This is a genomic window from Arthrobacter sp. P4_F10 (assembly GCF_056401435.1).
This window is the reverse complement of sequence record NZ_JBFUJJ010000010.1, coordinates 54,499-74,844: the sequence shown is the minus strand read 5'-3', so window position 1 is coordinate 74,844 and position 20,346 is coordinate 54,499. Positions and strand designations below refer to the sequence as shown.

The following is a 20,346-nucleotide window of genomic DNA, read 5'->3' as shown; positions in this document are numbered from 1 at the left end:
GATGTCTTTCGTCCCCTTTCAGCGGCGTCTGCGTCGACGCCGCTGGAGCCAGCCACTACGCTCGGAAAATGGGAATCCTGCGCAAAGCCCTCGCCGGTGTGGTTGTGCTGATAGCCGGCCTTCTCGGCGGAGCCCCCGCGGCGCTCGCCGTGACGCCGACCGCCGTCGTGGTTGAAGACCGCGCCGGCGTTTTGGATCAAAAGACGCTGCTGCCGGCAGTACAGTCCACCGACTTTTACGAGCCCACCAAAGTAGCGATCTACACGTACAACGGCACGGCCGCGGACAACCTGAACGCGGAAGTCCTGCGGTTCGCCCGCACCGAACATCCCGAATGGATCAGCGCCGACGGGCAGAAGTGGGCCGACGGGCTGTTCATCTTCGCCCTCGATCCGGTGGGCCGGCATGTGGGGACGTACATGGGTGAGGACCGGAAGGTCTCGCCCGAACAGCGCGAGGACATCCAGAACGCTTCCAAGGAACTGCTCCGGGATGCGCAGTGGACCGACGGCACCATTGCCGGGATCCGCCGCGGCGCCGAACTCATCAATCAGCCGTGGTACCGTTCCACGGCTTTCCTCGTCACGGCCTGGGCGGCGGTGGCGGCCGCAGTCTGCGCGGCTGCAGCGTGGCTGATCGTGCGGTGGCGGACCCGGGTGTCCAGCCGGAAGGACCTGGCCCGGGGCGACGCCAGCTACGCCAACGTCAGCATGGACCTGCAGGTCATCGAGCTCAACGCCAGCACCATTCCCGAGTCGTCGCGGTACGGGAGCACGGTGCTGGAGAAACACCGCACGTTCGTGAACCGCTACAACACAGCCACCGAACTTTCCAACCAGGTACATGCCTTCAGCAGCCGGGACCTGAGCCGCCGGCCCAATCTCAAACTGGTCCGGAGCTACGCCGACGCCGCGGCAGAACTGGACGCGCTGGACGACGTGATCGCCGATACCAATGCCTTGCTCAACCGGGGCTCAACCTGGCCTGCCGCCTGGGACCGCCAGCTCGCGCCGTTCCGCAGTGACCTGGACGGCCTGGAAAGCCTGCTTAGCCAGCGCAGCGCCGAGGGAACTTCAGCGACGGCGGCGGCCCTGCTGTCCTTCCGCGATGAAAGCCGGAGTGATATGGAGCGCTGGTCGGCGGAACTGGCGGACGGCTCGATCACACCCGAGACGGCGCTGGACCGGTTGCGTGACGCCCGGACCCACCTCTCGGAACTCCTGAAGAACCATGCAGACACCTTGATCGACGCCTATGCCCGCAATGACAAGGAAGCCGATCTTATGCGCCAGGAAATGGACAGCGCGCAGGCGGGGACCAAGGCCAGATATGGCCGCGCGTACGAGCCGAGCATCCTCGGAACGGTGTACCCGTCCTACTACTTCTTCTCGGTCCCGAGCTTCAACACCGGCTTCACCACCGGCGTCAGCAGCGTCAGCAGCGCGCGCGGCGGTGGCACCACCACCGGGTACGGGTCCAGCGGCGGCAGCTTCTCCKGGTCCGGGAGCTCGTCGAGTTTCTAGGGCCGAGTTTCCAGGGCCATACGTCTAGGGCCCGCTCCCGGGCCGTTCGACGACGAAATCACCGCCGGGAAACATGATCGTCTCGTGGCCGTCGTCGAACCTGACAAGGTACGGCGGCGCACCATCGACCCCCCTCACCTCAAGGATCAGGCCGTGCCGGTCCGTGGACTCGACCGTGTGCCCCCGGATGATGATGCGGTCCCCTGCGACTGCCTTCATGGCGATCACCTGTATCTCTATTGACGCCTGTGTGCCCGAAGATCATTATGGCTCTTGTCGGCTGGAGGGCGCTAGGCATTGGATTGAGGAGCCGCGCCGTGAGCATCAATCAGGCATTTTGTGAAGCAGGAAAAGCATTCAGCACCCTCTTCCCGGAGATCGGTTCCGCGGCCGGACGGCGCCACCCGCTCCCCCCGCTGGCCGGGCCCGCCGGCCCGCGCCACCGGCGACGCCGACGGGGCCGTAACTCCGCAAGCCCCGGCATCACTGTGAGGCCTGCGGGGTGCCGGCCATGATGAGTGCAATCGTGCGCTGGACCCTCCAGTTCCGGCTCCTGGTCCTCGCCGCTGCGGCAGGAATCCTTGCCCTCGGGCTCACCACCCTGCCGAGCATGTCCGTGGACACCTTCCCGGAATTCGCCCCGCCGCAGGTAGAGATTCAGACTGAAGCCCTGGGACTCTCGGCCGCCGAGGTTGAGCAACTCATCACCTCCCCCATGGAGGCCGACCTGCTGAACGGGGTGGCCTGGGTTGAGGCAATCCGGTCCAAATCCGTGCCCGGCCTGTCCTCGATTCAGATGGTCTTCAAGCCGGGGACAGACCTCTTCCGCGCGCGTCAGCTGGTCTCGGAGCGGCTGACCCAGGCGCGCGCACTGCCCAACGTTTCGGYAGCGCCTGTGCTCATGCAGCCGCTGTCCTCGACCAGCCGGGTCATGATGATCCGGCTGACGTCTAAGGCCATGTCGGCCATCGACATGTCCGTCCTGGCCCGCTGGACCATGAAGCCGGGGCTCCTGGCCGTGCCCGGCGTCGCGAACGTGGCGATCTGGGGCCAGCGCGACCAGCAGCTTCAAGTCCTGGTGGATCCTGCGCAGCTCGAGGCCAAGGGCGTCACGCTGGACGAAGTCATCAAGACCACCGGCAACTCAGTGTGGGTGTCGCCCTTGAGCTACCTGGAGGCATCCACGCCTGGCACCGGCGGCTTCTTTGAGACGGGCCACCAACGGATCGGCGTCCAGCATGTTCTGCCGATCACCACGCCGGAGGACTTGGGCCAGGTGCCCCTTCAGGGACCCGGCAATCTCCTGCTCAAGGACGTGGCCACGGTGTCAACCGACCACCAGCCCCTGATCGGCGACGCCCTGCTCAGCAATGAAGCCGAATTGCTGCTGGTGATCGAGAAGTTCCCGGAGACCAACACGATGGACGTGACCCGCGGCGTTGACGAGGTCCTCCGCGAGCTCCAGCCCGGCTTGCCCGGAGTCACGGTTGATACCAGCGTGTACCGCCAGGCCTCCTTTATCGACGAAGAGGTCGGGACGCTCGGTATCGCTGCGCTGATCGCGCTGCTGCTGATCGTTGCCCTGTTTGGCGCCTTCTTCCGTTCCTGGCGCACGGCCCTGATCAGCCTGATCACGATTCCCGTGTCGCTGACCGCTGCGGCGCTGGTGCTCGATCTGCGCGGCACCGGGATGAACACCATGGTCCTGGCCGGCATGGTGCTGGCCGTGGCCGTCATGGTAGGCGACGTTGCGGAAGACCTGAACGGCATAGCGCGGGCACGCAGCGCCGCGGCCAGGGCAGTCCTCGCCTCCGGCGACAGCGGATCGCAGGCCGCCCCGGCACAGGCACAGGCACAGGCACAGGCACAGGACCAGCAACGACGCGACTCAGTGATCCCGGGGGCCCTGCGGGCAGTCCGCACGCCGATCCTCTACTCGCTGCTGATCATGGCGCTGGCCGTCATGCCTGCGCTCTTTATTGGGGGTGAGAACGGTGCCCTGTTCGGACCACTGGTCCAGAGCTATCTGCTCGCCCTGGTCGTCTCGATGATCGTGGCACTCACGGTCACGGCGGCACTCGCGTTCGTCCTTCCGGTCGGCTCCAAGGCGCCGGAACGCCGTTCCCTGGCGCGGCTGCAAGGCCGGTACGGCCGGACCGTGACGCGCCTGACGCGAAAGACGCGGTGGGTATTCGCCGCCGCGGCGGTGGTCGCGCTGGCCGGACTGGCACTCGCACCCCAGCTGGCCGGGACACGTCCCGTGGTGCCGGTGCTCGCGGACAAGACCCTTGTAGTTCACTGGAGCGCTATAGCCGGCACGTCGGACCAGGAAATGAGCCGGATCACCGAGGCGGCGGCCGTGGAACTGCGCACCGTGCAAGGCGTGGCCAACGTCGGAGGACACGTCGGGCGTGCCATCACCTCGGATCAGGTCGGTGACGTCAGCTCCGGCGAGCTGTGGGTGACCGTGGCCCCCGACGCGTCCTACGCCGACACGGCCGCCGCCGTCGACCGCGTGATCACCGGCTATGCCGGCCTGACCAGCAAGGTCTCCACCTACCCGCAGGAACGCATCGACCAGATCCGGGAAGAAGCGGACAGCGGCTTTGCCGTCCGCGTCTTCGGCCTGGACCCGGCGATTCTGCGGCAGAAGGCCGCGGAGGTGCAGCAGATTCTTGAGCACACGGCCGGTGTGGTCAATCCCCACATCGACCTGCCCGCCGAACAGCCGATCGCCGAGGTCAAAGTGGACCTGGCTGCGGCCCAGAAGGCCGGCGTCGTCCCCGGTGATGTACGGCGGGCGGCTGCCGCACTTTTGCAGGGCATTGAAGTCGGCAACCTCTACGAACAGCAGAAGGTCTTCTCGGTCATCGTGAAGGGGAATGCGGCCACCCGCAGCAGCCTTGACAGCGTCCGCAACCTGATCATTGACACCCCCAACGGCGGCCACGCCCGCCTCGGCGACGTCGCGCAGGTGACCATGGTCGGGAACGAGTCCGTGATCCTGCACGACGACACCTCGCGGCGCATCGATGTGAAGGCCGAGATCCAAGGCCGTCCGCTGGGCGACATCCAGGCAGACATCAACACGGCCCTGCAGCAGATGCAGTTCCCGATTTCCTACCATGCCGAGATCCTCACCCAATACGCCCAGCAGCAAGGCAATTACCAGTGGCTCTGGCTGCTCGCGGCGGTTGCCGCGGCCGGCATCCTGGTGCTGCTGCAGACGGCGACGGGGAGCTGGCGGCTCGCCGCCCCGCTCTTCCTGGGTCTGATCCTGGCATTGTCCGGCGGTGTGCTGGCCGCCCAGGCCACGGGCGGGGTCAACTCGCTGGTGGCCCTGGTCGCCTTCGCCGCAGTGCTGGGAATAGCCGTCCGCGGCGCCCTCCTGCTGACGGGCCAGGTCCGGAGCCTCCGGGCCAGAGACGCTTCGGCGCCCTGGCCTGCGCTGGTGGTCCGCGGAACCAGGGAGAGGCTGGGACCTGTCCTGATGTCGACCGTGATAACAGCCCTGGCGCTGCTGCCCCTGGTCCTTCTGGGCGGCGTCGTAGGTACGGAGATCATTCTTCCGCTCGCCGTGATCATTTGGGGCGGCCTGCTGACAACAACCTTCTTCACCCTGTTTGTTGTGCCCGCCGTGCTGCTTCGGTTCGAGCCGAAGCCAGCACCCAGCGCGCGGACCGGCCAGGGCACCGCTGCATCGACTGAAAGCCAGGATGCGTCATGAACTCCACACTTTCGCCGCGGGGCAACAGGGCCGCGGTGTTCATCGTTGCGGTGTTCGTGACGGTGTTCACGGCGCTCGCCGCCACAGGTTGCGCCCAGGCGCCGGAGGCCGCACCGTCCGAAGGCGAACCGGCGGCGATCGCTGAAGTCCCCGGCACGGACCTTCACCGGCTCACCCTCACCGAGCACGCCATCGAACGGGTCGGGATCGCTACGGCCGTCATTGCCATGAATCCCCAGACCGGGAAGCTCACCGTTCCCTACGGGGCCATACTGTACGACAGCTCGGGCAAGGCGTGGGTCTACACCAACCCTGAGCCCCGGGTCTACGTCCGCCAATCCATCACGGTCCAGCGCATCAACGGCGAGGTTGCCGTCCTGACGGACGGGCCGCCGGCGGGGACCGTGGTGGTCACGACAGGAGCCGAGGAACTTCTCGGCACCGAATTCGATACGGCCGAGTGACATGCGCTGGCTCATCGGGATCAGCCTCCGTTTCAAGACGGTTGTTGTCGCCCTCGCGTGCGCCGTGATGCTGCTCGGTTCCCTGCAGTTGGGCTCCGCGTCCGTGGATGTCTTCCCGGAATTTGCCCCGCCACGCGTGGAAATCCAGACCGCGTGCCTCGGGTTGACCGCCCAGGAAGTCGAAGAGCTCGTCAGCGTGCCGATCGAGGCCGCCGTGAGCGGCATGCCCGGCCTGGACGAGATCCGGTCCAAGTCCGTGCCCCAGCTGTCCTCGATCGTGCTGCTCTTCCATCAGGGCACTGACCTGCTCAACGCCCGCCAGCTCGTATCGGAACGGATGGCCTCGGTGACCGCGGCGCTGCCCACCTGGGCGGCCCCGCCGGTGATGCTCCAGCCGCTGTCGGCGACCAGCCGCGTGATGAAGATCGGCATGACATCCTCGGAGCATTCGCTCATCGAAATGTCCATGCTGTCCTACTGGACCATCCGGGCCCGGCTGCTGCGGGTCCCCGGGGTGGCCAACGTGGCCATCTGGGGCGAGCGGCTCCAGATGCTGCAGGTCCAGGTGGAACCTGACAAGCTCAAGGCCCAGAACGTCTCCCTCAACCAGGTCATGGAAGTCACCGCCGGCGCCCTCGACGCCGGGCTGCTGAAATACTCGCCCGGACGGTTTATCGGAACGGGTGGCTTCATTGACAGCCCGACCCAAAGAATGGGGATCCGCCACGTCCAGCCGATCCAGACGCCCGCGGACCTGGCCCAGGTGACCATCCGGGAAAAGGACGGGGTGGCGCTGCATCTGGGCGATGTTGCCCAGGTTGTGGAGGACCATCAGCCGCTCATCGGTGACGCCGTGATCAACAACGGGCACGGGCTCATGCTGATCGTCGAGAAGCTGCCGTGGGGCAACACACTGGACGTGACCAAGGGCGTGGAGGAAGCCCTCCACGAACTGCAGCCTGGCCTGAGCGGCATCAACTTCGACACCACGATCTTCCGGCCCGCCAGCTTCGTTGAGGAGGCGATCTCCAACCTCAGCATTGCGCTGCTGCTGGGCTGTTTGCTGGTCGTCATGATCCTCGTCGCGTTCCTCTTCCAGTGGCGCACGGCCCTGATCAGCATCGTCGCCATTCCGTTGTCCCTGCTCACCGCCGCACTGGTGCTCTATTTCACGTCCAGTGCGATCAACACGATGGTCCTGGCGGGGCTGGTCATTGCCGTGGGCGTCGTGGTGGATGACGCGATCATCGACGTCGAAAACATCATGCGCCGGCTCCGGCAGCGACGCGCCAAGGGCAGTGACGAAGCTGGCAGTGACGAATCTGCGGCATCGGTGGTCTTGAAAGCCTCCCTGGAGATGCGGAGCCCGATCGTCTACGCGACCCTGATCATTGTGGTCGCCGCCGTGCCGATCTTCTTCCTGGACGGGCTGACCGGGGTCTTCTTCCGGCCGCTGGCCGTCTCCTACACCCTGGCTGTCCTTGCCTCCATGCTCGTGGCGCTGACCGTGACGCCGGCCCTTGCCCTGATTCTGCTGGGCAACGCCAAACTGGAAGAACGCGACGCGCCGCTGGTCCGGGTGCTCAAACGCGGCTATCACGCGGCCTTGTCCAAGACCATGAACCGGCCCCGGTTCGGCTACGCAGGCTTTGGCGTGCTGGCGGTGGTGGGCCTGATCCTCGCTCCCCTGATGGGCTCGTCCCTGTTCCCCACGTTCAAGGAAAGGGACTTCCTGATGCACTGGATCTCGGAACCGGGAACCTCTGCCGCGGAAGAGTTCAGGATCTCCCAGCGCGGCTGTGAGGAATTCCTGAAGGTCCCCGGCGTCCTGAATTGCGGCACGCACATCGGGCAGGCATTCGCCGCGGACGAGATCGTCGGTGTCAACGCCGGCGAACACTGGATCAGCATCGACCGCCACGCCAACTACGACGAGACGGTGGCCGCCGTGGAGGAAGTGGTCAAGGGCTACCCGGGGCTGCACCGTGACGTCCAGACCTATCTGAAGGAGCGGATTGAAGAGGTCATCACCGGCGCCAGCGAGCCCATCCTGGTCCGGGTCTACGGAGACGATCTCAACGTGCTCCGGGAACAGGCGCAACGGGTCAAGGCAATCATGGACTCGATCCAGGGCACCCAGAACCCGCATGTCTCCCTCGAGGTGGAAGTCCCCCAGATCGCGGTCACGGTTAACCTGGCAGCGGCGCAGAAGTACGGCCTCAAACCGGGAGATGTCCGGCGTGCGGCCGCGACGCTCGTGGCAGGCGAGGAAGTCGGCGACGTCTTCCGGGACGGCCGGGCCTACGACGTCCAGGTCTGGAGCACCCCGGCCACCCGCTCGTCCGTCACCAGCATCGAGGACCTGCCCATCGACACGCCGAGCGGCCGGCGGGTACGGCTCGCCGACGTCGCGGACGTGAGCATGCAGGCGACGCCGAACCAGATCGACCGCACGAACGGTTCCCGCCGCGTGGAGGTGGGATCCTTCCTGGCCCAGGGAGCAGACTTGGGAACCGTGGCCAGTGAGCTGAAGTCGCGGCTGGAGAACCTGGATCTGCCGACCGGCTACAGCGTGCAGCTGCTGGGCGAATACACCGAGCGTGAGGCGGCGACGAACCGGCTGATGATCTACTCCGCCGCGGCACTTGTCCTGATTCTTCTGCTGCTTCAGGCGTCCTTCCGGAGCTGGCGGCTGGCGGTCCTGTCGCTGCTGACGCTTCCCGTAGCCCTGGTGGGCGGGGTCATAGCCGCCTATATGACCGGCGGAGTCCTGTCCCTCGGGTCCCTCGTTGGCTTCCTCACCGTGATGGGGATCGCTGCGCGCAATGGCATCCTGCTGATCAACCACTGCCAGCACCTGGAAACCTATGAAGGCGAAACCTTCGGCCGCGCACTGGTGCTGCGCGGGGCGGCGGAGCGGCTGTCGCCGATTCTCATGACCACGCTGGCCACCGGCCTGGCCCTGGTTCCCCTGGTTGTCATGGGCAACATCCCCGGCCATGAAATCGAACACCCCATGGCCGTTGTGATTCTGGGCGGCCTGATCACCTCCACCCTGCTCAATCTGTTCATCGTGCCCTCGTTGTACCTCCGGTTCGCCAAATCCAGGAAGACACACGAGCGGGAACGGGCTGCCGCCGGGCCGGTCACCGTCTGACCGCCGTCAGAACCCCATCCGTCAGAACCCCATCAATCAGAACTCCATCAATCAGAACAACGCGGCGGTCACGGTCCGGGTGAGCTGCTGAATGATCCGGGTCCGGGGACCCATGTCCGAGTAGTTCAGGCCGCGGGTGTACACGACGAACACGAAGGCCCGGCCGTCCTTGTCAAGGACACTGGCATCATGCAGGTTTCCGAACAGCAGCCCGTACTTGTGGTGAATCCCTATCCCCGGCGGGACCGCGGGCGGGATCAGCGTCTCGAAGTTGGTGTTCTGCATGTAGGACAAGAGCTGGGCGGTATTGCGCGCATTGAGCAGCTGTCCCGTGTAGAGCAGCTGGAGGGTCCGGGCCATCTCCGCGGGAGTCAGCAGGTTCACCGTTCGGTCGTACGTGATCCCGATCGAGGCGGCGTAGTCCGTGATGCCCCGCTGACCGACCGCCCGCAGGATCAGGGCCCATGAATCGTTGTTGCTCTGCTGGACCATCTGGCGGATCTGGGCCCCGGCCGTCGAGGCGCCCATCGGTGCTGTCAGCGAGGCGCGCCCGGTCTCCACGAGGTGGTAATACGCCGATGCGGCAAGGATCTTGGCCGTACTGGCGGCAACAAACTTGCCCTGGGCTCCGTAGCCGTGGACCACGCCGTCGGACAGATCAATCAACGACACCCCCAGCGCGTAATTGCTGTTGGCCGCGATGATCGCGTTGATCTGGCTGTCCAGTTCGGGGCTGATGGCCGGGACAGCGACGGCGGGGACTTCTGCGGGCTTCCCTGCGGCCGCCGCTTCGGCGACGGCCGCGGGAACGGGGCCCGCCACGGGTGACGCAGCGGCGGGCAGATCGGATGCCGCAGCTGTCCGGCTGGCGTCGGCGGCTGGCCCTGAGGCCTGGGCGGCCAGCGGCGAGGGTGCGGCGGCGGTGCCCGACGTGGTCGCCGCAGCGGCTGGCGGATCAGCCGGGATCCCTGCCCGGACGCCCGCGTAGACGCCACCGGCAGCCACAAGGGCCAGTGCGACGGCGGCCGCAGTCAGATACTGCGGCCGGATCTTTCCCTCACGCTTGGCGAGGGGCCGCGGCCGGAGCTGGGATCCGCCGTCGGCCCGGTGCGCGCCGGAGCGGTAGTGGCGCGGCGGCGGCTCAGTCATCCGGACCGGCCCCGGGCAATTGTTCGAAATCGTTCGCAGGCATCGTTCTTCCCCCGAAGGTGACTGACCGCGGTGGGGCCATAGAGTCCCTGCATTCTTCCCGCTCGAGGCTCCCCGCGCAAGGGCAAGGCCACCGGACAGGCTCGGTCAGCCACCCAACGCCGGGGCGTACGCTGGAGACAAGCGCGGCGTACTCTGATGAAACCGAGGAGCGGTGATGCGAAAAATCATCATGGTCATGCAAGTGTCCCTCGACGGATTCTTCGAGGGACTGGACCGCGACATCAGCTGGCACATGGTGGACGAAGAGTTGCACCGCCACATGAACGAAAAGCTCGCCCCCATGGGCGCCTTCCTGGAAGGCAGGGTCACATACGAGCTGATGGAAGGGTTTTGGCCGACGGCGGACCAGGACCCCGATGTCAGTCCCGTGATGGCCGATTTCGCCCAAATCTGGCGGAACCTGCCCAAGCTCGTCTACTCCCGGACACTAACAACGGCCGGCCGGAACGCTGCTGTGATTCGGGAGGTCGTGGCGGAAGAAGTCTTGGCACTGAAGTCGCAGCCGGGCGGAGACATGGCCCTCGGCGGGGCGGAACTCGCCGACACTTTCCGGCGGCTCGGGCTGATCGACGAATACTGGGTGTACGTCCATCCGGTACTGATCGGACGCGGACGACCCATGTTCAAGGACGCCGACAGCAGAGCCCAGCTCCGGCTGTTGGAGACGCACACCTTTGGCAACGGGGTGGCGCTGCTCCGCTACGCCGCGTAGCCGGCGCTGTGGCACGCCCCCGCGGCACTTTCTTAAGCGTTTCTTAAACGCCTGGCGGAAGTGTGGGAGTCGGCGCCTTTTCGGGCGCCCGTTGTCCCGAGCCGGAGGATCCCATGACTGGACCCGTCCCTGTCAAAAGCGTTGAACACGATGCAGCACAGCGCCGCACTGCTGCCGTCCGTCCTGTCGCAGGGCTGCGGCTGTGGGTCCTCCCCCAGGTCCGCCACTGGGTGTTGCTGGGCGTCCTGCTGTCCGCCGCCGTCGTGGCACTGGGCCTGGCGGCGCAGCTGACGCCGGGCTTTAGCGCCGCCGAGCTTGGTGTCGACCAGGACCTCAGCCAGCATCACGCCGCCGCCCTGACCGCCGTCGCGATGGCACTCAACGTCGTGTTTGGACCGGTGGCGGGTCTCGCTCTGATCGGCGCCGCAGCACTCTACATCTGGCTGTTCCGGGGCGGACTGGTCAAGGCCGTGGCCTTCGGCCTCGTGGCTTCGTCCGGGTGGGTGGCGAGTGAATTCTTCAAGATCGTCGTGGCCCGGCAGCGGCCCAGCCCCGCCCTGCTGTTCGATCCCCTGGCTCCGGAAACCGGCTCCAACAGTTTCCCGAGCGGCCACGTGTCCTTTGCGGTGGCACTCGGATTCGCCGTGTACTTCCTGGCCCGCGGAACCCGCTGGGCCAAGGTCACCGCCGTTGGGGCGGCGGCAATGGCGCTCGTCGTTGCCTGGTCGCGGCTGTATATCGGCGTCCACTACCCCACGGATGTCGCGGCTTCGTTCCTGGCCGCGAGCGCAGCGGTGGTCATGCTTGCGGGGTTGTGGAACGTGGTTGCGCCGCGGATGGCCGGCCGGCTTCGTGCCCCGTCCGTCACCCGGTCACTGGGTCCTGAGAGGAATTGAGAATGCACGCCTTGGACGTTTTTTCCTTACTTCCGGCAACAGACAGGGTCGTTCAGGCCGCCGCTGCCGCAGGTACACCCTCACTGCTGGACCCGGCAAGCCTGCTCGCCGGGCTGGGTCCGACCGCTTTGGGCGTCATCGCGCTCATGGTTTTCATTGAATCGGGCGTGCTCTTTCCTTTCCTGCCCGGGGACTCGCTGCTGTTCACCGCAGGCCTTCTGCACCAACAGCTGCAACTGTCGCTGCCGGTGCTGATCGGTGTCGTCACCGCGGCTGCCGTCGCCGGGGACCAGGTCGGCTACATGCTGGGACGGAAATTCGGCCGGCGATGGTTCAAGGACGATGCCCGGATCCTGAAGACAGCGCACCTGACCACTACGGAGGACTTCTTCCGCCGCCACGGCGGGGCCGCCGTCGTGCTGGCCCGCTTCGTCCCGATGGTCAGGACGTTTGCTCCCCTTACCGCCGGGATCGCGCGCTATGAGTACAAGTACTTCACTCTCTGGAATATCACCGGGGCGGCGGCGTGGGCCGTTTCCGTGACGATGCTTGGCACCTGGTTGGGACACTTTGACATCGTCGCCAAGAACATTGACGTCATTGCCGTGGCCATGGTCCTCATCTCCGTGGTGCCTTGGGCGGTGCAGCTCCTCAAGCGCCGCCGCAACAGCCGCACCGCAGCCGCACCGGCCGGCGACACGCCCGCGGGAACCGAGGACGGACTGCGGACTGAGGAAATGGCCGCGGAAGAATAGCTGACATGACTACCGCTGACCGCCCCTCCCTGCTGCTCGTCGAGGACGACGCCGTTCTGGGACCGCTCATCGCCGAGCTCCTGGACCCGGATTACCGGGTCCAGTTGGTCACCAACGGCCGTGATGGCCTCCACCACGGACTGACCGGGGCCTGGGACGTCATGGTGATCGACCGCGGGCTGCCTGTCATGGACGGTATCGCCCTCATCGCGGCTTTACGGTCGAAAGGCATTGCCACGCCCATCCTGATCCTGACCGCGCTGGGCGATGCCGACGAAAAGATCAGGGGTCTGGACGCCGGAGCCAACGATTACGTGACCAAGCCGTTCGACGCCGGCGAACTGGCGGCACGCCTGCGCGCACTGACGCGCACCTTCCCTTCCCCGGCCCCGGCGCCGGTGGCGATCGGGGACTGGGAACTGGATCCGACGCAGCGTTCCGTCCGGTCCGTCTACGGGCACACGGTGTCGCTGACCGCGAAAGAAGGCCAATTGCTCGCAGCCCTGGCCGCGGAACCCGGCCGTGTCTTCACCCGGGACGAACTCCTCGCGGCGTACTTCCACGCCTCGGACCAGCCCGGCGTGATCGATACCTATGTTCATCACCTGCGCCGGAAGATCTCCAAGGCCGTCATCCGCACGGTGCACGGCCTCGGTTACCAGATCGGCGATGCCCATGAGTAACGGCGGGACCGCAGGAAATCCGGACCACTCCATTCTGCGCAAGGCCTCGCTCAAGGTCGCGCTGCGGATCAGCGCCGCGTGCGCGGTCATGGTTCTCGGGCTGCTCGCTGCCACGGCGCTGTACCTCATGAATCAACTCGCCCATCCAGAAGTGCCGGGCTCGGCGGCGGCCGGGACGGCCTACGCGTACCTGGACTCCAAAGATGTCCTCGAAGCCATGGTCATCGCCGGGGTGGCGGGAATCTTGCTGGCCGGCATCGTCGGGTGGCTCAGCGCGCGCAGCGCCATCCGTCCCCTCGGTGATGCCTTGGCCAGGCAGCGGCGCTTCGTCCAGGACGCGAGCCACGAACTGCGCACGCCCTTGACCATCCTGGACACCAGGATCCAGCTTGCCCAGCGCAATACCGTGCCCGGCTCCAGGCAAGGCCACGACCTGGCCCGGATCCGGGAGGACGCAGCAACGCTGACCGGGATTGTCAACGAACTGCTCCTCGCGGCAACAGCGGAAGTCCCGGACCGCTCCGCACCGCCTGCCGACCTTGCCGACACCGCCGCCAGCGTCGCCGGGAGCCTCCAGCTGGTGGCAGAGCAGCGCAAGGTGGCCGTGGACTTCGTAGCCGATGCCCGGCCGCTGGCCCGGATCGAGAATAACGCGCTGCGCCGTGCCGTGCTTGCCCTGGCGGACAACGCCCTCGCCCACACGCCCCCGGGCGGCCGGGTGTCCATCACGACCTCGATCGAGCAGAACCGCGCCGTGATCACGGTGGCGGACACGGGGACCGGAATCACCGGCGTCGATCAGACCCGGATCTTTGACCGCTTCGTACGGACCGCCAGCACAGGCAGTGCACACGGACAGCGAAGCTTTGGCATCGGTCTGGCCTTGGTCAGGGAGATCGCCGTCGCTGCGGGCGGCGCCGTTGAGGTGGCCGCGACAGGTGCCGAGGGGACGGTCATGAAGTTGACGCTTCCACTGGCCGGGCGGGGGAATCCCTGAGAACTATATGTACAGGAAAGACCGGCGATCGATTGCCCCCAAGGGAATCGATCACCGGTCTTTCCGGACTTTCCGGCCCGGAAGAGGCAGCGCGGCTTAGGCGCGGACGAAGGTGACGCCGCCGGTCGCCGTGAGCCATGACAGCGGGTGGACCATCGTCTGGTTCTTTCCGTTCATGCCGCCACTGACCACCTGGCCGTTGCCGGCGTAGATGGCAACGTGGCCGGACTGGACCACCATGTCGCCGGGCTGCGGGGTGCCCACAACGGTTCCGAGGCCAAGGAACGCCCGGGGACCAATGTTGCCAACCGGCTTGCCTGCCGCGCCAAGGGCCTTTTCGACCATGGCGGTGCAGTCCTGGGTGATGCCCACCTGGCTGTAAGCGGCCGAGAGCATGATGGCGTTGCGTCCGCCGGCAGCGGGCGCCGCGGCCGGCGCGGCCGCCGGAGCGGCCTGCACCTGCACGGTTGCCTTCGGTGCTGCTGCAGGCGCAGCGGCGGGAGCCGGCGCCGCGGCAACGGGCTGTTCGATGACCGGCGCTGCGACGGTAGCTACCGCGGGGCGGTCAAAGCTGATCTTGACGCTTGAGTCGGCGTTCACGGGGGCGCTGACCAGTCCCGTGACGTCCACGTTGGACGCCGGAGCGGAGTCCCGCTGAGCAGGTGCTGCGGCTGCGTTGGCTGCCATTCCGCTGGTGAGGACCAGGCCGGATGCGGCGGCGAGGACGGCCGTATGGCGCACAAAAGTACTGATTGAAGACATGAATGTAGCCTCTCCCAATGCCTGCGAGGTGAGCTGTCGGATTCGGATGGGAGGCACCCGGCCGCACTCCCGGGCCCGTCGTTGCGGGCACTGTGCGGCTTCACCCCAAGGCCTGCGAAATCAGCAGGCCAAAAGTGGTTTCCCCGTCTCTGCCGGTCGTTGATGCGAGTTACCCCCGGGCCGCGGCAGAGTTAGGCAATCGGCTGGGGAGCGCCCGTATCGGAGACAACAGGCACTCATCCACCGTAACGCGATCCGCATGCAAAAGTCACATTCAGGTAACGGCGGCCACAGAACGGTCCGGCAATTGCCCATGGGGCGGCGCCGCATCCGAACGTAGGATGATGCCATCAGCACACGCCGAAGCGGAGGCCCGAAATGAACAGCCACTGTGTCGCCATCTGCCAGTTGAGCAATCAGCCACAGGAGGATTTCGACGTCAACACCGAGCTGCTGATCCTGGACGGCCGGGACGTCCACGTGACCACCTGGGACGCGGAACCGCGCGACGGAGGTTTCGACGAGCACGTCCTGAATGACCGGGTGGACGCACTTGGGTACATGGTTGTCAATGACTGGGCGTTCCTGGACGGGAAAGCCTACGCCGTGGTGGAGCGGCGGTCGGGCCCTGGGCCCGCCCGCAGCGGCGAGCCGTGACATTCCTGTCCCTGGCGCTGATCGCCGTCGTCGCCCTGGCCGGACCCCTGCTGGCGCTGCCGGCGCGCTGGCGGTTGCCGGTGATGCTGGGCGAACTGTTGGCCGGCATCGCGATCGGACGCTCAGGCCTGGCCCTGGTTGATCCTGCGGACCCGACGTTTATCCTGCTGGCCAACATCGGGTTCGCGCTGATGATGTTTGTGGCCGGAACCCATGTTCCCGTGAGGGATCCGCAGATCCGCTCCGCCCTCGGCAATGGCTCCCGCCGGGCTATTGCGGCCGCGGCGGCAGCGGTGGCGGTCGGAACCGGGATCGGTCTGCTCTTCGGGACTGGACATGCTCCCCTCTACGCAGTGCTGCTGGCGTCCTCGTCGGCCGCCCTGGTCCTTCCGATCATCGATTCGCTGCGCCTCGGCGGACCCGATGTCGTCGCCATGACCGCGCAGGTGGCCATCGCCGACATAGCCTGCATTGTGGCGTTGCCGCTCCTCGTGGATCCGCCCAACGCAGGCCGCGCGGCGCTGGGCGTGCTTACGGTGACCGGCTGCGCGGTGGTGCTCTATTTCGTCTTGCGCTGGCTGGAGCGCAGGGGAATCCGCGCTCGCGTGCACCAACTCTCGGAAAGCCGCAAGTTTGCCCTGGAGCTGAGGAGCCAGCTGGCCGTTCTCTTCGCCCTGGCCGCAGTCGCGACATGGAGCAATGTGTCCGTGATGTTGGCAGGCTTTTCCTTCGGCCTGGTGGTGGCCGCCGTCGGCGAACCGCGGCGGCTGGCCCGGCAACTGTTCGCCCTCAGCGACGGTTTCCTTAGTCCGGTGTTCTTCGTCTGGCTGGGTGCATCGCTGACGCTCAAGGACCTGGCCGGACATCCGGAGATGATTGCCCTCGGCGTGGTCCTGGGAGTAGGGACCCTGCTGACGCACGCCGGCCTGGCGTTCCTGGGTCTCCCGCTGCCCCTCGGGGTGTTGTCGGCGGCCCAACTTGGCGTGCCGGTTGCGGCGGCGAGCATCGGCACACAGCTTCAGGTCCTGCTCCCGGGCGAGGCAGCGGCCCTGCTGGCCGGCGCTCTAGTCACCATAGCCGCGAGCGCCGTCGCCGGGTCACGGGCGGCGAGGGCTTTCGCGCTGCCTGCAAATGCCGACGGCAGATCCGGCGATGCCGGCAGCGCCGTCGGACAGGGCGATCCGGGCGGTCCCGGAGATCCGAAAGTCTGAAAGTCCGCAGCTCTGAACGCGGGCCGGGCCCGCGGGGAACGGTCGGATGGTCACTCTCCAACGGACGTGAATTGCAGCTCCGGCCTCGTCTTTGCCATCTCGGCCAGGACCCGGGAAACCGCGTCCCGGTCCGCAGCGCCGTCGGCGTCGGCGTCGAACGTCCCGCGAGCCTCGCCGAGCACCGCATTCGCGTGCCGGACAAATCTGTCCCAGTCCCCCGCGCCCGCGCGCAGCGCCAGCAGCGGCGAAAGCAGCGCGGCCCGGCGCAGCCAGGCATCGGGCTCGCGCACCCACCGGTCCAGCACGCTGTCAGCCCGCACCCTGGCCATCATGTCGAGCCCGCCCACCAAGGGCCCGACGACGTCGACGGCGAGCGGATCCACGAGGTCCCGCACCTGCGCCTCCCGGATGAAGCCCTCCAGCCGGGTGAGGTCGGAGTTGGTCAGCAGCTTCACATTGGCCTGCAGCAGGACCACTGCGGCCAGCCGGCGCTCGAAAACCGGTGCCGCCCCCAGTTCCGAGCCCCACAATTCGGAGCCCCACAGTTCGGAGCTCAGCGCGGTGACCTGATCGTGGGACAGCCCTGGATAGCGGCGGCCGGCATCCCGGACCGTCCCGCGCACGGCACCCACGGAGGTGCCGTAGAACCGGAGGCCTCTGCCTCCTGGCTCCATTTCCAGCCGCGACTGCAGCTCGTCCGCACGGCGCCAGGAACCTTCCCGCTGCAGCGAGAGGTCGATGAACTCGCCAGCATCACTCACCCGACCATTCTTTCGTGTGGGCGCAGGGGAATGCCGTGAACACGTCCGGAGAGGTTTGCGGGTCAAGGTAACGGTCCGGTAACGTGGGCCACTGGCCGTGAAGGCCTGGCCCGAATGCAGGGCCCCGGACCGCCCCTTTTAGGGCCCGGTTGCGCCGTTCGGCGTCTGCTCGCCCATGCTCTTGCAGCAGGGCCGGATGAAGCTTCCCGCACTCGCCGCCGCCTTGGCAGCGACGGTTGTGTGTGCCAGTCACAAAGCCCGGAGGGGTCCGTTGTTCCAGAAAACGCCGTTCAAGAAATCACCGCTCAGCAAATCACGGTTCAGTCAAGCACAGCCGAAGACACCAGGCTTCAAGACACCACAGCTCCACAAACTAGCGATTGCGCTGAGCTTGGGCGCACTGTCGCTGGCCGGGTGCAGCGTCGCCCCCACCACCGGCGCCGGGGCCCCATCCCCAACCACCCAGGCCTCGGGTTCTGCCGCGGCCTTCACGTCGTCGGCGGCCACCAAGGCCTCGCGTCCTGCCGCGGCTTCCACGTCCTCGGCGCCCGCAGCGCCTGAGTCGGCGGCGCCGTCTGCTCCCAAACCCGTCGGCGGTCCCGCCGCTGCAATAGCGGATCCCGGAGTCGACGCGGCACCGGCTGCCGCCGCTCCCGCCGCCACACCGATCGCTCCGGAAACGGCGGGCGGCGCACAAGCGGCAGCCGCTACGGGGTCGACGCCGGCCGCGCCCGCTGCAGCGCCTGCCGCGGCGCCCGTTGCGGCCCAGGCCGCAGTCGCCGCGACCGGCGACGGTTCGCAAGCCGCCACCGCCCGGGGCTGGGGTGCGGTTGTTGCCGGCGACGAGTTCTCCAAGGCCGGCGCCCCCGACTCCACTAAGTGGAGCGTCTTCAAGGGAACCGGACATGCCGGCAAGGGCGTGCGGAGCCCGCAGGCGTGGTCGGTCGCGAACGGCGTGGCCACGGTCAGCGGCAACTCGGCCGGCACCACAGGCGGCATGTCGGCCAAATTTGCGCAGCAGAAATACGGCAAGTGGGAGACGCGCATGAGGACCAGCGCCAGGGACCCGAAGTACCACCCCGTGCTGATCCTGTGGCCCAACAACAACACCTCCCCCAACTGCGCCGAGATCGACTACGCCGAGGGCAGCAGCAACACCAGCCAGATCAAGTTCTTCCTGCACTACGCCTGCGGCGGGTCGAACTTCCAGACCACGGCCGCCAAGACGGTCGACACCACCCAGTGGCACAACTACGCCGTGGAGTGGACTCCGGCCGGCATCACCGGATACATCGACGGAGTGAAGACCTTCTCCGACACGAACCCCGCGCACCTGCCCTCCGTGGGCATGCATCAGACGTTGCAGCTGGACTGGTTCCCTGACGGATCGGCCACCAAGCCTTCACAGATGCAGGTCGACTGGGTCCGCGTCTACAAGTAGGACCGGCTCAGCACGCGACAGCCCCGCGCCCAATCAGGGTGCGGGGCTGTCTTGTCGCTGGCCCATGGCGCGCCGCCACCGGCCGTGGGACTCAAACCTGCTGAAGTTCCCGGGCGACCACCGCTGAGACGAGCATGGAGCCGGCCGCCGTCACGGCGTCGATGACCGGGACCCCGAGCCGGCGGCGGAGCACGTCCGCCATGCCGATGCTGCTCAGGCCGGTGCTGGCCTGGACGATCACGTCGGCGCCGGCATCAACCAGCATGTGGGCCGCTGCGAGGGCGTCGAAGATACCGGCAGGCATGAGGAACGCGTCGGGCGTTTCGACGCGCCCCTCGCCATCAATAAGCAGCATGCGTTCGCCCAGTGCGTCCGCGATCGGGCCCGGTACATGGGCGCCGAGTCCCAGGACTCCAATCCGTCCGCCAAAGGTCAGAGCAGCAGCTGCGGCTGCGGAGCCCGCCCCGATGACCGGGATGTCCACGGCCGCCCGGGTGGCGGCCAGCCCGGGGTCGGACGCGCAGCTGATAATCAGCGCGTCGGCGTCCCCTGCCATTTCCCGGGCCAGCTGGACTACCTTGGGTGCCGCAGACTCGAGCGACACCTGGTCGTAGACGCCGGACGGCTGGTCCGGAATACAGCGGGAGGTCACGGAAAACCCGAAAGCCTCCTGCAGGAGTTTCCCGTGGGCGCGGAGCAGGCGTCGGTCCGACGTCGTCATCACCCGGATCAGTCCAACACGCATGGCGTACTACCTTTCGAACGGGATCCTTGGTGCGAGGCTACCCGGCGAGTATTTCCATGTCTTTTCGGGCAGGTGACCAACACAAGCCCTGCCGCGGAATCATGCCGTGGCGCTGGCAGCCGTACACATTCTGAAGGCTGCGACACCGTAACTTGCGCATCACCTTGGCGAAAACTTCGCTCCCGTTAAGCTTGGCGGCCCGGCGCCGTTATATGGTGTGTCACGGTGGGCCGTCTTCGATCCGGGTAACTTACCCGGGTTGGGGGGAAGGCGGCAGGCCGGTTCCGGGCTCAGCCGGAACGATGATCAAAGGAATAGCCATGTCGGTGGAGCCCTCGTCCACTCCAGGACGCCCCGAAGTACAGGATCCCTATGACCTGGTGTCCGGTGCGGAATATGCCGCATCTGCCGCTGGAATCCGACATCAGGCGGTCAGGATCATTGACGCCGTCCTCGCCGACACCGCCCCGGAACACGACCGCGCCCGGGAGTTGCTCCGCCAGCAGATTGCTGCGCATCCCGGAGACCCTGAACGTGCCCTGATGGAACACCTGATGGCGTTGAAAGCTTTAGGCGTGCCCTATGAGGGGATGCCGGAAGCTGGCGGCCCGGTCCAGCCCGAGTTTGCCGCGGGCGAGTAAGC

At 66.8% G+C, this 20,346-nt stretch carries 18 protein-coding genes and 1 riboswitch; of the genes, 13 read left to right on the top strand and 5 right to left on the bottom strand.

Features of this window, described 5'->3' with window-relative positions; translation table 11 throughout:
- Nucleotides 1–68 precede the first annotated feature (68 nt).
- On the top strand, nucleotides 69–1,523 hold the full coding sequence (locus tag AC1DR1_RS12830) for a DUF5129 domain-containing protein (RefSeq protein ID WP_476992682.1): 1,455 nt from the start codon (nucleotides 69–71) through the stop codon (nucleotides 1,521–1,523).
- 24 nt (nucleotides 1,524–1,547) lie between these two features.
- On the opposite strand, the gene AC1DR1_RS12825 is transcribed toward AC1DR1_RS12830, so the two are convergent.
- Nucleotides 1,548–1,742 (bottom strand): DUF1918 domain-containing protein, encoded by a 195-nt coding sequence (locus tag AC1DR1_RS12825; protein WP_091563932.1) that lies wholly within the window; start codon nucleotides 1,740–1,742, stop codon nucleotides 1,548–1,550.
- A gap of 292 nt (nucleotides 1,743–2,034) precedes the next feature.
- Here AC1DR1_RS12825 and AC1DR1_RS12820 point away from each other — a divergent pair, with 292 nt between their 5' ends.
- The 3 genes from AC1DR1_RS12820 to AC1DR1_RS12810 are packed head-to-tail and all read left to right on the top strand — an operon-like array spanning nucleotide 2,035 to nucleotide 8,871.
- Nucleotides 2,035–5,250, top strand: a complete 3,216-nt coding sequence (locus tag AC1DR1_RS12820; protein WP_476992681.1) for an efflux RND transporter permease subunit — start codon at nucleotides 2,035–2,037, stop codon at nucleotides 5,248–5,250.
- A complete protein-coding gene (locus AC1DR1_RS12815; RefSeq protein ID WP_229994957.1) occupies nucleotides 5,247–5,714 on the top strand; it encodes an efflux RND transporter periplasmic adaptor subunit in 468 nt (155 codons plus the stop codon). The genes AC1DR1_RS12820 and AC1DR1_RS12815 overlap by 4 nt, the downstream gene beginning before the upstream one ends.
- Before the next feature lies 1 nt (nucleotide 5,715).
- Nucleotides 5,716–8,871, top strand: coding sequence for an efflux RND transporter permease subunit (locus AC1DR1_RS12810; RefSeq protein WP_229994956.1), 3,156 nt, complete (start codon nucleotides 5,716–5,718; stop codon nucleotides 8,869–8,871).
- Nucleotides 8,872–8,922: 51 nt separating this feature from the next.
- Here the strand turns inward: AC1DR1_RS12810 and AC1DR1_RS12805 are convergent, their stop codons facing one another.
- Nucleotides 8,923–10,020 (bottom strand): serine hydrolase, encoded by a 1,098-nt coding sequence (locus tag AC1DR1_RS12805; RefSeq protein ID WP_229994955.1) that lies wholly within the window; start codon nucleotides 10,018–10,020, stop codon nucleotides 8,923–8,925.
- Between the two features lie 217 nt (nucleotides 10,021–10,237).
- Between AC1DR1_RS12805 and AC1DR1_RS12800 the strand changes: the two genes are divergently transcribed.
- The 5 genes from AC1DR1_RS12800 (at nucleotide 10,238) to AC1DR1_RS12780 (ending at nucleotide 14,126) form a co-directional block, all read left to right on the top strand.
- Nucleotides 10,238–10,795 (top strand): dihydrofolate reductase family protein, encoded by a 558-nt coding sequence (locus AC1DR1_RS12800; protein WP_229994954.1) that lies wholly within the window; start codon nucleotides 10,238–10,240, stop codon nucleotides 10,793–10,795.
- 113 nt (nucleotides 10,796–10,908) lie between these two features.
- Nucleotides 10,909–11,691 (top strand): phosphatase PAP2 family protein, encoded by a 783-nt coding sequence (locus AC1DR1_RS12795; protein WP_229994953.1) that lies wholly within the window; start codon nucleotides 10,909–10,911, stop codon nucleotides 11,689–11,691.
- A 2-nt stretch (nucleotides 11,692–11,693) separates the two neighbouring features.
- The gene (locus tag AC1DR1_RS12790) at nucleotides 11,694–12,446 is read left to right on the top strand and encodes a DedA family protein (RefSeq protein WP_229994952.1); all 753 of its coding nucleotides are present in this window, start codon (nucleotides 11,694–11,696) and stop codon (nucleotides 12,444–12,446) included.
- A gap of 5 nt (nucleotides 12,447–12,451) precedes the next feature.
- Nucleotides 12,452–13,129, top strand: coding sequence for a response regulator transcription factor (locus AC1DR1_RS12785; RefSeq protein ID WP_229994951.1), 678 nt, complete (start codon nucleotides 12,452–12,454; stop codon nucleotides 13,127–13,129).
- On the top strand, nucleotides 13,122–14,126 hold the full coding sequence (locus tag AC1DR1_RS12780; protein WP_229994950.1) for a sensor histidine kinase: 1,005 nt from the start codon (nucleotides 13,122–13,124) through the stop codon (nucleotides 14,124–14,126). Before AC1DR1_RS12785 ends, AC1DR1_RS12780 begins: the two co-directional genes overlap by 8 nt.
- 96 nt (nucleotides 14,127–14,222) lie before the next feature.
- Here AC1DR1_RS12780 and AC1DR1_RS12775 read toward each other — a convergent pair whose 3' ends face one another.
- On the bottom strand, nucleotides 14,223–14,888 hold the full coding sequence (locus AC1DR1_RS12775; RefSeq protein ID WP_229994949.1) for a hypothetical protein: 666 nt from the start codon (nucleotides 14,886–14,888) through the stop codon (nucleotides 14,223–14,225).
- 4 nt (nucleotides 14,889–14,892) lie between these two features.
- Nucleotides 14,893–15,096: riboswitch (cyclic di-AMP (ydaO/yuaA leader) on the bottom strand.
- A gap of 170 nt (nucleotides 15,097–15,266) precedes the next feature.
- Between AC1DR1_RS12775 and AC1DR1_RS12770 the strand changes: the two genes are divergently transcribed.
- Both AC1DR1_RS12770 and AC1DR1_RS12765 read left to right on the top strand, forming a co-directional pair.
- Complete coding sequence (locus AC1DR1_RS12770; protein ID WP_229994948.1) at nucleotides 15,267–15,545, top strand: hypothetical protein; 279 nt, start codon at nucleotides 15,267–15,269, stop codon at nucleotides 15,543–15,545.
- Complete coding sequence (locus tag AC1DR1_RS12765; RefSeq protein ID WP_229994947.1) at nucleotides 15,542–16,756, top strand: cation:proton antiporter; 1,215 nt, start codon at nucleotides 15,542–15,544, stop codon at nucleotides 16,754–16,756. Before AC1DR1_RS12770 ends, AC1DR1_RS12765 begins: the two co-directional genes overlap by 4 nt.
- A gap of 50 nt (nucleotides 16,757–16,806) precedes the next feature.
- Here the strand turns inward: AC1DR1_RS12765 and AC1DR1_RS12760 are convergent, their stop codons facing one another.
- Nucleotides 16,807–17,517, bottom strand: coding sequence for a DNA alkylation repair protein (locus AC1DR1_RS12760; RefSeq protein WP_229994946.1), 711 nt, complete (start codon nucleotides 17,515–17,517; stop codon nucleotides 16,807–16,809).
- A gap of 391 nt (nucleotides 17,518–17,908) precedes the next feature.
- Here AC1DR1_RS12760 and AC1DR1_RS12755 point away from each other — a divergent pair, with 391 nt between their 5' ends.
- Nucleotides 17,909–18,958: a glycoside hydrolase family 16 protein gene (locus tag AC1DR1_RS12755; RefSeq protein ID WP_229994945.1), complete on the top strand. Its 1,050-nt coding sequence runs from the start codon at nucleotides 17,909–17,911 to the stop codon at nucleotides 18,956–18,958.
- A gap of 91 nt (nucleotides 18,959–19,049) precedes the next feature.
- Here the strand turns inward: AC1DR1_RS12755 and AC1DR1_RS12750 are convergent, their stop codons facing one another.
- Nucleotides 19,050–19,703, bottom strand: coding sequence for an aspartate/glutamate racemase family protein (locus AC1DR1_RS12750; protein WP_229994944.1), 654 nt, complete (start codon nucleotides 19,701–19,703; stop codon nucleotides 19,050–19,052).
- A 320-nt stretch (nucleotides 19,704–20,023) separates the two neighbouring features.
- On the opposite strand from AC1DR1_RS12750, the gene AC1DR1_RS12745 reads away from it, so the two are divergent.
- Nucleotides 20,024–20,344: a hypothetical protein gene (locus AC1DR1_RS12745; RefSeq protein ID WP_229994943.1), complete on the top strand. Its 321-nt coding sequence runs from the start codon at nucleotides 20,024–20,026 to the stop codon at nucleotides 20,342–20,344.
- The last annotated feature ends 2 nt before the right edge of the window (nucleotides 20,345–20,346 follow it).

Bases quoted from the DNA above. Each gene is read 5' to 3' on its own strand.
- AC1DR1_RS12825 (WP_091563932.1), bottom strand. From the start codon at position 1,742: ATGAAGGCAGTCGCAGGGGACCGCATCATCATCCGGGGGCACACGGTC.
- AC1DR1_RS12815 (WP_229994957.1), top strand. From the start codon at position 5,247: ATGAACTCCACACTTTCGCCGCGGGGCAACAGGGCCGCGGTGTTCATC.
- AC1DR1_RS12810 (WP_229994956.1), top strand. From the start codon at position 5,716: ATGCGCTGGCTCATCGGGATCAGCCTCCGTTTCAAGACGGTTGTTGTC.
- AC1DR1_RS12805 (WP_229994955.1), bottom strand. From the start codon at position 10,020: ATGACTGAGCCGCCGCCGCGCCACTACCGCTCCGGCGCGCACCGGGCC.
- AC1DR1_RS12800 (WP_229994954.1), top strand. From the start codon at position 10,238: ATGCGAAAAATCATCATGGTCATGCAAGTGTCCCTCGACGGATTCTTC.
- AC1DR1_RS12795 (WP_229994953.1), top strand. From the start codon at position 10,909: ATGACTGGACCCGTCCCTGTCAAAAGCGTTGAACACGATGCAGCACAG.
- AC1DR1_RS12790 (WP_229994952.1), top strand. From the start codon at position 11,694: ATGCACGCCTTGGACGTTTTTTCCTTACTTCCGGCAACAGACAGGGTC.
- AC1DR1_RS12785 (WP_229994951.1), top strand. From the start codon at position 12,452: ATGACTACCGCTGACCGCCCCTCCCTGCTGCTCGTCGAGGACGACGCC.
- AC1DR1_RS12780 (WP_229994950.1), top strand. From the start codon at position 13,122: ATGAGTAACGGCGGGACCGCAGGAAATCCGGACCACTCCATTCTGCGC.
- AC1DR1_RS12775 (WP_229994949.1), bottom strand. From the start codon at position 14,888: ATGTCTTCAATCAGTACTTTTGTGCGCCATACGGCCGTCCTCGCCGCC.
- AC1DR1_RS12770 (WP_229994948.1), top strand. From the start codon at position 15,267: ATGAACAGCCACTGTGTCGCCATCTGCCAGTTGAGCAATCAGCCACAG.
- AC1DR1_RS12750 (WP_229994944.1), bottom strand. From the start codon at position 19,703: ATGCGTGTTGGACTGATCCGGGTGATGACGACGTCGGACCGACGCCTG.
- AC1DR1_RS12745 (WP_229994943.1), top strand. From the start codon at position 20,024: ATGTCGGTGGAGCCCTCGTCCACTCCAGGACGCCCCGAAGTACAGGAT.